This is a genomic window from Streptomyces sp. NPDC050534, from assembly GCF_044457745.1.
In the GTDB taxonomy this organism is placed as follows: Bacteria; Actinomycetota; Actinomycetes; order Streptomycetales; family Streptomycetaceae; genus Streptomyces.
Genome location: NZ_JBITHF010000001.1, coordinates 952,326 through 966,112 on the forward strand (window position 1 = coordinate 952,326; position 13,787 = coordinate 966,112).

The window sequence follows — 13,787 nt, forward strand, 5'->3', positions numbered from 1 at the left end:
CCTGCCCGGTCATGCCACGGCGCGGATCCCGGAAATCAACCGCGACCCGAGGTCGGACTGGATCATCAGGTGCGTGCGGTGGGTACGGTTGCCGGAGTCCTGCCAGGTGAGCGTGACCCGGGTCCAGCAGTGCCCCATGCCGCTGTCGTTGTAGACGACCTCCCAGGCGATCGGCGTGCCCGTGGCGCGCAGCACGCCGTCCTTGTGGTGGGCGGCCTCCCACCGCGCCAGGTCCGCCCGCAGTCCCGCGGTCAGGTAGTGGGCGCGCAGGGAGTCCGCGAGCCGGTTGCGGCCGGAGTCGTACAGGACGTCGAGGTAGGCGCCGTAGAAGTCGGCGACCCTGTCGACCGCGGAGCGCGTCGTCCCCTCGCGGGCCGGCGTGGCGGTCGTGGCGACGGCGGATCCGTCGTGCGTACGCGGTCCTTTCGCGGCCGCCGGTGCGGTGGCCGCGACGGCCAGCACCACGGCACCCAGCGCGACGCGGCGCACGGCACGAGGTGTCATCATGGCGTTCCCCTCCCCTGAAGCGATGCAGAAAGCTCGTCAACTCCAGTACACCTTGGTGCAGTTGCCGCGATCGTGGGCCGAACGGGCCGATCCGGTGGGCCGGTCGGTCACACCGCGGGGCCGGTGGTCAGCCGGTGCCGCAGTGCCAGGGACGCGCAGGTGAGGAGCACCACGGCGAAGCCCGTGAGGACGACCAGGTCCCGCATGATCGCCCCCAGGTCCCCGTTCCGGGAGAGCAGCGTCGTCCACGCGTCGACCGCCCATGCCTGGGGGACCGCGTGCCCCATGGCGCGCAGCCAGCCCGGCACCAGGGCCAGCGGCCACATGCACCCGCCCAGCATGCCGAGCCCGATGCCGAGCGCGGGACCGACGGAGTGCACCTGCTCCGGCGTGCGGAACACGGCCCCCGCCAGGACCCCGGCCCCGGTGCCGACCAGCGCCCACACGGTGACCAGGACGCCCGCGGCCAGGGGGTCACCCCAGGCCACGTCGAAGGCCAGCGCGCCGATGCCCACGATCAGCACGGACTGCAGCAGGGCCAGCAGGAAGTACGCGATCGTCTCGCCGGCCACGAGCATGCGGGCGGAGACCGGGGCCGCGAGCGCCCGCGTGTACACCCCGGTCCGCCGTGTCTGCACGATGGCGGCACCGCCCGCGAGGGCGTTGATGAACACGAACAGCACCAGCATGGTCGGCGTGCTGTAGCTGTAGCCCAGCGGCAGGTAGTCGCTCTGGCCGTTGACGGTCTCGGCCCGGACGGCGATGGGGGAGGAGGCCCGTTCGGCCTGGCGGGCGGCGGCGAGGTTGCCGTCGAAGGTCCCGCCTGCCTGGTCGGTGGCGAAGCGGGCTGCCTGCAGCCGCGCGGCATGGCCGGCCACCACGGAGGACACCGAGGACACGGCCGCGTGCCCCGCGCTGCCCGAGGGTTCCACCAGCACCCGGACGGTGGCGGACCGCCCGGCCCGTACGTCCTCGTCGAGATGTGCGGGCACGACGATCACCGCGTCCAGTTCGGCGCGGCGCAGCGCGGTCCGCGCCGCGCCGGCGTCCGCGTACGCACGGGTACGCAGCCCCGGCGCCTTCGTCAGGTCCGTCGCCAACTCCTGCGCCACGGGCCCGGATCGCGGATCGGAGACGAGTCCCACCCGGAACTGGTCGAAGCCGCGCACCGTGACACCGATGACGACGATGATGGCGACGGGGAGCAGCACCATGAAGAACAGGGCCGTCCGGTCGCGCAGGACGCGCGTCAGGGTGGCCCGGGTGACGGCGAGAGCGGTCATGGCGTCCTCCTCAGCCGGAGCAGCACCGCGGTCACCACTGCCACGACCGCCGAGAACGCGGCGATGCCCAGCAGCGGGGCGCCCACGGCGTCCCAGCCGCGCACCCCGGTACCCAGGTCGGTGAAGCCGCGCAGCGCCCAGCCGTTGGGCGTGAACTGCGCGAGCCGGCGGATCATCGGTGTGGTGCCGGACGCGAACACGAAGTTGCCGCCGAGCAGGGCCAGCGCGAAGACGAGGACCGACGCGAGCCCCTGGGCCTGCTGCTCGGTCCGCACGAGCGCGATGACCAGCGCGGTCAGACACACCACGCACACCGCCATGGCCACACTGAGCGCGGCGACCCCGAGCGGATCGGCCCAGCGGGCGCCGAAGGCGAGCCAGGACACGATCGTCACCGTGGCGAGTCCGGCGAGGCTGTACACGAACGTCGAGACCGACTTGCCGATCAGCAGGGCGCCCCGCCCGACCGGCGCGGCCGCGATCCGGTCGAGGGTGCCCTGCTGCTGTTCGACGAAGTAACTGCGCGCCCCGAAACCGACGGTGAACAGCACGAAGAACATGCCCATGCTCGGCCCGAAGTAGCTGATCACCTTCAGCGGGTCGTCGGGCAGCCCCTGGGCCCGCACGTCCTCCGGCAGCCGCAGCAGGGCGGCCTTCGCCGCGAGCCGGGGGATGTCCTGCCGAGGTGCGCCCGCGGTGACGGCCGTGGCGACCGACAGCCGGTCGGCGTTGACCTGGGCGACGTACGACTCCGTGACGGCGCGGGCGAGTTGGGCCTGCAGGCCGTAGTCGACGTTTCCCAGGACCCGCACGGGTGCGGCGCTGCCGCCGTGCAGGGAGGCGGTGAACCCTTCGGGCACGACGACGGCCGCCTGCACGTCGGCCGCGTCCACCGCCCGCCGGGCCGCGGCCTCGCTGCCGTACGGCGTCACCCGGACCGTCTTCCTGAGCTCGGGGCTCCTGAGGACCTGGGTGAGGCCCGCGGCGGCCGGGCCGCGGTCCAGGTCCACGACCCCGATGTTCGCGTGGAACTCGTCGTTGCCGGTGAACGCGAGCGCCATCAGCGCGGAGATCAGGACCGGCGCCAGGAACACGAGCACCCAGGCGGACCGGTCGCGCAGGCGCTGGCGCAGGTCCTTGGCGGCGATGGCGAGTACGGCGCGCACGGTGGTTCACTCCCGCAGGGCGGTGCCGGTCAGGTGGAGGAACACGGCCTCCAGATCGGGCTCGTCGATCTCCACGCTGCGGATGTCGACGGCCTGGGAGTGGGCGAGGTCGAGCAGCTCCGGCAGCAGGCTGCGCGCGTCCTTGACGACCAGTTCGACCACGTCGCCCTGGTGGCCGCCGCGAGCGACACCCTCGACGCGGGGCAGGCGCCGGCAGGCCTCCGCGTACGCGGACAGCCCCCCGGCCGCCGTGAGCCGGACCCGGTCGCGCTCGGCCACCAGCCGCACCAGCTCGCGCGGGCTGCCCTCGGCGACCAGGCGGCCGCGGTCGATGATGCCGACCCGGTCGCACAGACGCTCCGCCTCCTCCATGTAGTGCGTGGTGTAGAGGACGGCCATGCCCTCCTCGCCGAACCGGGTGACGCTCTCGAGGATCGCGTGCCGGCTCTGCGGGTCGACGCCCACGGTGGGCTCGTCCAGCACCAGCAGGGTCGGTGAATGCACCAGTCCCGCACCGATGTTGAGGCGCCGGCGCATGCCGCCCGACAGCGATTCGACGCGGTCGTCCGCCCGGGCGGTCAGATCGACGAGGTCCAGCACGTCCTCGACACGGCGCTCCAGGCGGCGGCGCGGCAGCCGGTAGAGCCGCCCGAAGAAGCGGAGGTTCTCGCGGACACTGAGGTCGGGGTAGAGCGCGACGTCCTGCGGGACGAAGCCGATCAGCTGCTTGGCGGGCCCGGCCGCGGCGGTCACCGGGCGGTCCGCCACGCGCACGCATCCGGCGTCGGGGCGCAGCAGCCCGCACACCATCCGGATCGTCGTCGTCTTTCCCGCTCCGTTGGGGCCGAGCAGCCCGTACGTCTCGCCCGGCGCGATGTGCAGGCTCACGTCGTCGACGGCGGTGCGGTCGCCGAACCGTTTCACCAGGCCGGCGCAGTCCAGGACCGGCCGTTCCGTGTCCGTGTGTTCCCGGCGGTCGCTCATGTCGTCTCCTCGTGGGACGTGGTCCGCGGGCGGGCACTCAGAGGGCGAGGGAGAAGTAGCTCTCCTCCTCCTGCGTGAAGTGCAGCCGCAGCACGCTGTGCAGGCCGTAGAGGCAGGCCCGCAGGTCGTCGAGCTGCTCCGCGGACAGGGACCCGTCGGGGCCGGTCAGTGTGAGGTGGGTGGCGACGCGGCGGGCGAGCCGTTCGATCTCCGCGTGCGCGCGGCTCATGGTGGCCGTCGCCTCGGGGCCGCCGAGCGTCGGGGCGAGCGCGGGATACAGCTCGTGTTCCTCGGCGTACTCGTGCGGCAGCAGGCGTTCGGTGAGCAGCCGGTGCACCTCGCGCACCGCGGCCAGGGACTCCGGGCCCGCGCCGTCGGACAGCCGGTCGGCGGCGTCGCGCACGGCGTCCAGCACGTCCTGGAGGTCGTCGTGTTCCGCGGCGAAGCGGTGGATGAGAGCTTCCGTCGACGGCGGCAACACCGGCCGTCCCTGCCGGTCGTCGCGCAGTACCCGCAGGGCGTTGAGGATCACCGCCACGTCGATGCCCTCCTGCAGCAGCGCGCCGGCGGCCGGCGGGAGCAGGCCGAACGCGGCGGCGGCCATGGCGGCCAGCGACAGCGCCATGCCGCCGAGCGCGCTCTGTACGGCGATGCGCCGCGCCCGTACGGCGATGGCCCCGGCGTCGGCCAGCCGGTCCACCCGGTCGGTGGTCAGGACGATGTCGGCCGCCTCCGAGGAGGCGGTGGAGCCCCGGGCGCCCATCGCCACGCCGATGTCCGCGGCGGCGAGGGCGGGTGCGTCGTTCACGCCGTCGCCCACCATGACGGTGACCGCGTGCTCGCGTTCGGCGCGGACCGCCGCGACCTTGCCGGCCGGGGTGAGAGCGGCGCGCACGTCGTCGAGTCCGAGGACGGCGCCCACCTCGCGCGCGGGGGCGGCACGGTCGCCGGTCAGCATCACGAGCCGCCGGATGCCGGAGGCGCGCAGCCGGCGCAGGGTGCGCGGCGCGTCCGGACGCAGCGGGTCGCGCAACAGCACGGCACCGAACGGGGCGCCGTCCACCGACAGCCAGGCCACCGCCGCTCCGTCCAGCAGCGCCCGGTTCTCCACCGACCGTGCCCAGTTGGGCAGTTGAGTGTCCTCGTCACGTTTGCCGATCGTCATCCGCTGCCCCGCCACCGTGCCCGACGCACCCCGGCCGGGCTCCTCCGACACATCCGAAGGCTCGGCGAGGCGAAGGCCCCGTTCGCGTGCCGCGTCGACGACGGCCTGGGCCAGCACGTGCGGGGAGTACTGGTCGAGCGAGGCCGCCAGCCGCAGCACCTCGGCCGACTGCCGGCCCGGCGCCGCGACCACGTCCAGGACGCGGGGCCGGCCGCGGGTGAGGGTGCCCGTCTTGTCCAGCAGCAGCGTCCTGGCCCGGCCCAGGTTCTCCAGCGCCCCTCCGTCGCGTACCACCACCCCGAGCCGGGAGGCCCGGGACAGACCGGAGACGACGGCCACCGGAGCCGCCAGCAGCAACGGACACGGCGTGGCCACCACCAGGACGGCGACCGCCCGCACGGCGGAGCCGCTGACCAGCCAGGCCAGTCCGGCGACCGCCAGGGACAGCGGCAGGAACCAGGCCGCGTACCGGTCGGCCAGCCGCACCACCGGAGCCGCCTCGGCGCCCGCCTGCCGGGCCAGTCGTACGATCCCGGCGTAGGTGCTGTCCTCCTCGGTCGCGGTGGCGCGCAGTTCGAAGGCGCCGCCCGCGTTGACCACTCCGCTGCGCACCGGCTCGCCCGGCGCCCGGCGCACGGTGAGCGGCTCTCCGGTCAGCGCCGACTCGTCCAGCGCGGCGGGCACTTCGGCCACCCGGCCGTCCACGGGCACCACTTCACCCGGGCCCACGACCAGGAGGTCGCCGACGGCGACCTCGCACGAGGGGACCTGGCTCACACCGGTCGCGGTACGTATCCGTGCGGTGCGCGGCGCGCGTTCCAGCAGGGCCCGCAGGTCGTGCGAGGCGCGTCGCTGCGCCGCCGCCTCCAGGGTGCGGCCGGAGGCGAGCATCAGCGCGATGAGCGCTCCCGCCAGGTACTCGTGCACGGCCAGGGTGCCGCCGAGCGCGAGGACGGCGATCAGGTCGACGCCGGCGCGGCGGTGCCGGAGGGCGTCGAGCACCCAGCCGATCGCCGGAATCACGGCGGCGACCGTGCCGAGGCCCCAGAACAGGTCGGCGAGGCCCGGAGCGCCGGCGAGCCGGCTGACGCCGCCCGCGACGAGCGCCACGGTGGTCACGGACAGCAGGACGGATTCGGGCGTCGGCGGCACGAACAGGGCCGTGATCAGCCGGCGGAACTGCTTCCTCGCGTTGACGGTGGCCATGGTGTGCCTCGCTCGTCCGCTGCGTCTCAGTCGTGGGGGACGACGGCCACGGGGCACGCCGCGTGGTGCAGGGCCGCGTGCGCGACGGGGCCGAGCTTCCACGTGAGCGGCGAGGGGTGGCGCCGTCGGCCCAGGACGGTGAGCATGCCGTGGGCGGAGGCGTCGAGCAGCACCTGCGCGGCGGGGCCGCGGGCGACATGGTCCACGACGTCGATGTCGGGGAACTTCTGCCGCCACGGTGCGAGCGCGGCGGCCAGCCGGCCGTGTTCGTCCGCCTCGTATCCCTCGCTGGAGTGTCCGATGTGCGGGTGCGTGACCAGGGACGACACCGGCAGCGCCCGCACCGCGCGCACCCGGGCCCGGTGCAGGTCGGCGCAGGTGAAGGCGAACTCCAGCAGCGGGTCGGCGGCCGGCCCGGTCTCCTGAATGCCGACGACGATCTCCTGCCGGTCGGCCGCGGCCGGGTGTCCCCAGCCGGTCTCCACGGTGGGGTCGTCCGCCCGTACGGTCACGGTGGGGCACCGGGAGAGTCCGAGGACGTGCAGGCTGATGGAGCCCAGCACGAAGCCGCTGACCGTACCGTGTCCGCGGGAGCCGAGCACCAGCAGCGACGCGCTGTCGCTCGCGTCCAGCAGGGCCTGAGAGGCGGAGGCCGAGACCAGCTCCGTCGTCAGGTCGAGCTGTGCGTACCGGTGCCGTAGCTCGGTCTCCATCCGCTGCAGCACCTGGCCTCCGTAGCGCTGCTTGCTGAGGGCCTCCTGGGCGATGGGCACGTCGAGCGGCTGGGTGGTCCAGGAATGCAGCAGCACGACGGGCAGCTTCCGGTCCACGGCTTCGCGCGCGGCCCACCACGCGGCCGTGACGCTGGCGGGAGAGCCGTCGAGTCCGACGACGACGGGTCCGGTCATGGCGCACCTCCACTCTTGGCACGGCGTTGCCGCGCAAAGTCCTCCCACCTCCAGGCTGGCCGCCGCACGAGCGCAGAGGCAGGGCCGGACGGTGCGCCATTGGGCCCGTACGGCCCACTGCGGCCGGAACCGGGCGGACGGAGGCTGGGGCGCGTCAGGGAGGCGGGGGCCGTCCCGCCGGCAAGGGCGGGCACGGTCCCCGCCGGACGATGCCGCTCCGACCGTGCCTCGCACAGAGGCAGGCCGGGAGCATGCCGGAGGCGGGAGGGCTGTCATGAACGGTCCGGTTGTGGTGGGTGTGGACGGATCGCCGTCTGGTCTGGCCGTGGTGGAGACCGCGGCGCTGGAGGCCGAACGGCGCGGCACGGGACTGCATTTGGCGCACGCCCTCGCCTGGGCACCGGCGCGCGTGCGGCCCGGCGTGCCGCCCTGGGACCCGGACGGTGCCGGACTGCGCGACCGTGTGAACGACAGCCTGGGCGAGGCCGAGCGGCACGCCCGCAAAGTCGCACCGAACGTGACGATCACCAGTGACGTTCTGATGGGCGATCCGGTGCACGTGCTGGAGATCGAGTCGCGCACCGCGTCGCTCACCGTGGTGGACGGCCGGCGGCCGGCCGGCGTCACGGGCCGCCTGACGTCTCACGGGCGTTGCCCGTTGCTGGTGGTGCGCGGCCGCACCGTGCGGCACGGCCCCGTGGTGCTGGCGGACGGCACCTGCGCCGCCGCCGCGGAATTCGCCTTCGCGGAGGCCGCGGAGCGCGGCGCGGACCTGCTGGTCCTGCGCACGCGGGCCGATGCCGTACGACGGCCGCTCACCGGGTTGCGGAAGAAGTACCCCGGCGTGAGCGTCCAGGACCGGCGCACCCGGCGCCGTGGCGGACGAGCGCTCGTCGAGGCGAGCGCCGGAGCCCAGCTGGTCGTGATCGCGACCCACCACAGGGCTCTGGAGATGGTGCCGGGCTCGGCCGGCCGGACCCTCGTGGACCGGGCCCACTGCCCCGTCGCCGTGGTCCCGGGAGGGCAGGCGTAGCCGTGGACGGGCCGACAGCGGCCGAGATCGCGCACACCGCGCGGTACGGGGAGATCGACCGGTCGTCCCCCGCGCAGGTGGCGGCCCGCTTCGCCGTCGATCCCGGTACGGGACTCGGGGCCCGGCAGGTCGCCGAACGCGCGGCCGTCCACGGGCCCAACCGGCTGGCCGAACCCGCTCGCCGGCCCGAGTGGCTGAAGTTCCTGGACCAGTTCCGCAACTGGCTGATCGGCATCCTGCTGATCGCCGCCGTCGTCGCCGCGGTCATCGGGGACATCCGGGACGCCGTGGTGATCACGGTCGTGCTGCAGATCAACGCGGTCCTCGGCTACCTCCAGGAGCGGCGCGCCGAGCGCAGCCTGGAGGCGCTGCGCCGGATGCTCGTGCCGACCGCCAGGGTCCGCCGTGCCGGTACCGAGAAGGTCGTGGAGGCGGACGGCCTGGTTCCCGGGGACGTCGTCCTGCTGGAGGCGGGCGACCGTGTGCCCGCAGACGGGAGACTGCTCGTCGCCCGGTCGGTCGAGGTCGCCGAGGCCGCCCTGACCGGCGAGTCGCAGCCCGTCGCCAAGTCCGCCGCGCCCCTCGCGCCGGGCGACGGCGCTCCCGGGCCGCTCGCCGAGCGCACCGGCATGCTCTTCATGAACACCGCGTTGACGCGTGGCCGCGCCGAGATGGTCGTCACGGCCACCGGCATGCGCACCGAACTCGGCGCCATCGCCGAGGCGCTGCGCGCGGACGTCGAGCCACCGAGCCCGCTCCAGATCCAACTCGACAGTCTGGGAAGGCGGTTGGCGCTGCTGAGCGGCGTCGCCGTCCTCCTGTACGCCGTCGCGGCGCTCGCACACGGCGAGTCGCTGTCCGGCCTCGGGCTGCGCGCCGTCGCCCTGGCGGTCGCCGCCATTCCCGAAGGGCTGCCCGCCGTCATGGCGTTGACCCTGGCGCTCGGCGTGTACCGCATGGCCCGCAGCGGCGCCATCGTCAAACGCCTGGCCTCCGTGGAGTCGCTCGGCGCGGCGACCGTGGTGTGCAGCGACAAGACCGGCACCCTCACGCTCAACGAGATGACCGTACGGTCCCTGTGGACCGCCGGCCGGCTTTACGACGTCACCGGCGAGGGGTACACCACGCACGGCAGGATCGGCGACGGCACCGCCCGCTCCGGCGAACTGCGGTACGCGGTGACGCCCTTCGCGCTGTGCAACGACGCCCACGTGACGGGCGACGGTTTCGTCGGCGACCCCACCGAGGCCGCGCTGGTGGTGCTGGCCGCCAAGGCGGGAGTGGACGCGGATCGCCTGCGCGCCGAGCGGCCCCGCGACGGTGAACTCCCCTTCGACGCCGCCACCAAGTACATGGCCACCTTCCACACCGAACCCGGCGGGCGGACCCGCGTGCACGTCAAGGGCGCGGTGGACGTCCTGCTCGACCGGTGCGCGGACGTGCTCACCGGCGAGGGCGTGCGCCCGCTCGACGACCGGCGCAGGAGCGAGGTCCTGTCCGTCACGGCGAAGCTGGGCGCCTCCGGGCTACGGGTCCTCGGCGCCGCGACGGCCGTGGCGGACGGCCGGGTGGACGGTTCCGGACTCACGGGGCTGACCCTGGTGTCGATCGCCGGCATCGCCGATCCGCCGCGGCCGCAGGCCCGCGAGGCGATGGCGGTGTGCCGCACCGCGGGAGTCGCCGTCAAGATGATCACCGGCGACCACGCCGACACCGCGGCGGCCGTCGCCCGTGAGGTCGGCATCGGCGGCGAGGTGGTGACGGGTACCGAGCTGGACCGGATGCCCGAGGGCGAACTGGCCGAGCGCATCGACGACATCGGCGTCCTGGCCCGCGTCGCGCCCGAGCACAAGGTCGCGGTCGTACGGGCACTGACGAGCCGCGGCCACATCGTCGCCATGACGGGCGACGGCGTGAACGACGCGGCGGCGCTGCGGGCCGCCCACATCGGGGTGGCCATGGGCCGCACCGGCACGGACGTGGCCAAGGAAGCCGCCGACGTGGTCCTCACCGACGACGACTTCTCGACGATCGTGCGCGCGGTCCGCGAGGGCCGCGCCATCTACGCCAACATCGTCAAGTTCGTCCGCTTCCAGCTGGCCACCAACATCGGTGCCATCCTCACCCTGCTGGGGGCCTCACTGGCCGGGCTCCCCGCCCCGCTGACCGCGGCCCAGCTGCTGTGGATCAACATCATCATGGACGGTCCGCCCGCGATGGCCCTGGCCGTCGACCCCGCCCGCGACGACGTCATGCGGCGCCCGCCGCGCGACCCGGACGAACGCATCCTGGACGCCCGCAGGCTGTCCGCCATCGGCCGGGCCGGCGCGGTCATGGCCGCGGGCACCGTCGCCGTCCTCGCGCTGGCCCGGCCCCGCGTCGGCACGGACACCGCCCTGACCATGGCCTTCACCACGTTCGTCCTGTACCAGCTGTTCAACTCCCTGGTCGCCCGGGCGGACGACGGCCCCCTGCTGGGGCGCTACCAGCTGCGCAACCGGACGCTGTGGCTGTGCCTGGCCGGCGTGCTGGCCGTGCAGATTGCCGCCGTCCACCTGCCCTGGGCGCGCGGCGTCTTCGGCACCGTGCCGCTCGACGTCGCCGAGTGGCTGGTGTGCCTGGGGACCGCGGCCACGGTGCTCCTCGCCGAACTGGCCGTGCGCGGCGTACGGGCCGTGGCCGGCCGGGCCGCTCACCAGGAGTCGCGGTGAACGGCGGGGTCGCTGCGCCCACCGCCGTGGACCGAGGGCCGTCCGGCCCCCAAGTCACCGCCGGTCAGCCCATGGGACCCCGCACCGTTACGCCGGACGCTCGAAGAGAACAGACACCTGGAGGAGATCCGCGATGACGGACGACAAGCCCAGTGGGCCCTCGGTCCACGCACTGCTCGCGGACGGCACCACCGTGTGCATCCGTACCGTGGGCCCCGGCGACCACGATCAACTGCAGGGACTGTACGAGGAGATGTCCCCCGAGAACCTGCGGCTGAGGTTCTTCGGCGTGAGCCGGCGCTCGGCCGAGATGGCCGCCGACCGTGCCTGCGCCGCGCCCCGCCCCGGATACCGGGCACTGATGGCCGAACGGTCGGGCCAGGTGATCGGTCTCGCCGAGTACGACACCGGCGGCACCGGGACCGAGGCCGACATGTCCATCGCGGTCGCCGAGGGGCTGCACCACCGCGGTGTCGGGACGCTGCTCGTCGAGCACCTCGTCTCGACGGCGCGCGCGGAGGGCGTCACGGCCTTCACCGCCGACGCGCTCAGCGAGAACCGCGAGGTGCTCCGGCTCTTCGCCGACCTCGGCCTGCACACCGCCCGCCGCTTCGAGGGCCCCGAGGTGCGCTGCACCATCGAACTCACCCAGGACGACACCTACCTCTCGGCGGTGGAGGAGCGCGGCCGGGCCGCCGACGTGGCCAGCCTCGAACCGCTGCTGCGGCCGAAGACCGTCGCCGTCGTCGGCGCCGGACGCAAACCGGGCTCGGTGGGCCGGGCGATCCTGCACCATCTGAAGGCAGGCGGCTACACCCGGCGCGTGTTCGCGGTGAACCCCGCCGCGACCTCCATCCTCGGCGTGCCCTCCCACCCCTCGGTCAGCGCCCTGCCGCGGACTCCCGACCTCGCCGTCGTCGCCGTACCCGCCGCGGGCGTGGCCCCGGTGGCCGAGGAGTGCGGCAAGGCCGGCGTGCGCGCCCTGCTCGTGGTCACCGCCGGACTCGACGCCGACCAGGCGCAGGCGCTCATGTCCGCCTGCCGCACCTACGGCATGCGCATGGTCGGCCCGAACTGCCTGGGAGTGTCGAACACCGACCCCCAGCTGCGTCTGGACGCCACCTTCGCGGCCACCCACCCGCGGCCCGGCACGGCCGGTGTCGCGGTGCAGTCCGGCGGCGTCGGCATCGCCCTGCTGGACGGGCTGTCCCGGCTCGGCATCGGCGTGTCCACGTTCGCGTCGCTGGGCGACAAGTACGACGTCAGCGGCAACGACATGCTCCAGTGGTGGGAGAGCGACCACCGCACCGGCCTGGCCCTGCTGCACCTGGAGTCGTTCGGCAACCCTCGCGCCTTCTCCCGCACCGCCCGCCGCGTGGCGCGCCGCATTCCCGTGCTGACCGTCGACGCCGGCCGCACCGCCGCCGGCCGGCGCGCCGCCGCCTCGCACACCGCCGCGGCCGCCACCCGCACCATGACGCGCGGCGCGCTGTTCACCCAGGCGGGCGTCACCGCCACCCGCTCGGTCGGCGAACTCCTGGAGACGGCGGCCCTGTTGCACTCCCAGCCGCTGCCCGCGGGCGGACGTATCGCGATCGTCACCAACGCCGGCGGAGCCGGTGTCCTCGCGGCCGACGCCTGTGCCGAGGCCGGGCTGACCCTGCCGGTGCCGACGCCGCAGCTGATCGAGGACCTGCTCGCCGTCCTGCCCGACGGCGCCGCCGTCACCAACCCCGTCGACGCGAGCGCCGCCGTCACGGAGGAGCAACTCGCCGAATGCGTGGACCGGATCATGCGGCACAGCGGTGTCGACGCCGTACTGGTGGCTCTCGTCCCGACGGCGGTGGCCGAGGCCACGGGCGACGACCTCGTCCGGGCCCTCACCCGCGCCCCCGCGCGACGGACCAAGCCCGTCGCCGTGATCCGGCTCGAACAGGCCCTGCCGGTCGAACTGCTGAGGGCCGACGGCGGCTCCGTCCCCTCGTACGCCGAACCGCACGCGGCGGCACGGGCCTTGGCCCACGCGGTCCAGCGTGCCGACTGGCTGGCCCGGCCCGCCGGGACCGTCCCCGCCCTCGACGGCGTCGAGACGGAGCGCGCCCACGCAGTCGTCGAGACCTACCTCGACGCGCACCCGGACGGCGGCTGGCTCGACCCGCGCTCCTGCGCCGCACTCCTCGGCTGCTACGGCATCCGGCAGTCGCAGTGGGCCTGGGCCGAGACCGAGGACGACGCCGCCCTCGCCGCCGACCGCCTGCGCGGCGCCGACGGCCGCGTGGTGATGAAGGGGTACTGGCCCGGACTGCTGCACAAGACCGTCGAGCACGCCGTCCACCTCGACCTGCGAGGCGAGTCCCAGGTGCGCGCCGCCTTCCGGGACCTGGAGACCCGCTTCGCCGGGCTGCTCACCGGAGTGGTCCTGCAGCCGCTCGCCGACCGCGGCACCGAACTGTTCGCCGGCGTGGTCCAGGACCAGGTCTTCGGCCCGCTCGTGCTGTTCGGCCTCGGCGGTACCGCCACCGAGGTGCTCGCCGATCACGCCGCGCGGCTCGCCCCGCTCACCGACCACGACGTGCACGACCTGATCACGGCCCCGCGCTGCGCCCCGCTCCTGTTCGGAGCGGACGGCGCTCGCCCCGTCGACCTCGAAGAGCTCGAGCAGCTGCTGCTGCGGCTGTCCCGGATGGCGAGCGACCTGCCGCAGCTGGCCGAGGCCGACTTCAATCCCGTCCTCGCGAGCCCTGGCGGAACCACCGTGCTGGACGCACGGGTACGCCTCGTGCCGCGCAGGCCCCAAGACCCGTATCTGCGCCGACTCCGCTGA

9 protein-coding genes are annotated in these 13,787 nt (G+C 74.3%); 3 read left to right on the forward strand and 6 right to left on the reverse strand.

All coding sequences use genetic code 11. The annotated features are described in order from the left end of the window. Positions 1–9: 9 nt before the first annotated feature. From ACIBN2_RS04425 to ACIBN2_RS04450, 6 genes are all read right to left on the reverse strand, one after another. The gene (locus tag ACIBN2_RS04425) at positions 10–507 is read right to left on the reverse strand and encodes a hypothetical protein (RefSeq protein WP_399132615.1); all 498 of its coding nucleotides are present in this window, start codon (positions 505–507) and stop codon (positions 10–12) included. Positions 508–614: 107 nt separating this feature from the next. Continuing rightward, positions 615–1,790 (reverse strand): ABC transporter permease, encoded by a 1,176-nt coding sequence (locus ACIBN2_RS04430; protein ID WP_399132616.1) that lies wholly within the window; start codon positions 1,788–1,790, stop codon positions 615–617. Next, complete coding sequence (locus ACIBN2_RS04435; protein ID WP_399132617.1) at positions 1,787–2,956, reverse strand: ABC transporter permease; 1,170 nt, start codon at positions 2,954–2,956, stop codon at positions 1,787–1,789. Before ACIBN2_RS04435 ends, ACIBN2_RS04430 begins: the two co-directional genes overlap by 4 nt. A gap of 6 nt (positions 2,957–2,962) precedes the next feature. Next, positions 2,963–3,940 carry an ATP-binding cassette domain-containing protein gene (locus tag ACIBN2_RS04440; RefSeq protein WP_399132618.1) on the reverse strand — a complete coding sequence of 326 codons (978 nt, stop codon included), beginning with the start codon at positions 3,938–3,940 and terminating at the stop codon, positions 2,963–2,965. A gap of 37 nt (positions 3,941–3,977) precedes the next feature. Further along, positions 3,978–6,311, reverse strand: a complete 2,334-nt coding sequence (locus tag ACIBN2_RS04445) for a heavy metal translocating P-type ATPase (RefSeq protein WP_399132619.1) — start codon at positions 6,309–6,311, stop codon at positions 3,978–3,980. A gap of 26 nt (positions 6,312–6,337) precedes the next feature. Then, positions 6,338–7,219: a universal stress protein gene (locus ACIBN2_RS04450; RefSeq protein WP_399132620.1), complete on the reverse strand. Its 882-nt coding sequence runs from the start codon at positions 7,217–7,219 to the stop codon at positions 6,338–6,340. 274 nt (positions 7,220–7,493) lie between these two features. Between ACIBN2_RS04450 and ACIBN2_RS04455 the strand changes: the two genes are divergently transcribed. From ACIBN2_RS04455 to ACIBN2_RS04465, 3 genes are all read left to right on the forward strand, one after another. Then, complete coding sequence (locus tag ACIBN2_RS04455) at positions 7,494–8,252, forward strand: universal stress protein (protein WP_399132621.1); 759 nt, start codon at positions 7,494–7,496, stop codon at positions 8,250–8,252. Positions 8,253–8,254: 2 nt separating this feature from the next. Beyond that, positions 8,255–10,963 (forward strand): cation-translocating P-type ATPase, encoded by a 2,709-nt coding sequence (locus tag ACIBN2_RS04460; protein ID WP_399132622.1) that lies wholly within the window; start codon positions 8,255–8,257, stop codon positions 10,961–10,963. Between the two features lie 133 nt (positions 10,964–11,096). Beyond that, positions 11,097–13,787, forward strand: a complete 2,691-nt coding sequence (locus tag ACIBN2_RS04465; RefSeq protein ID WP_399132623.1) for a GNAT family N-acetyltransferase — start codon at positions 11,097–11,099, stop codon at positions 13,785–13,787.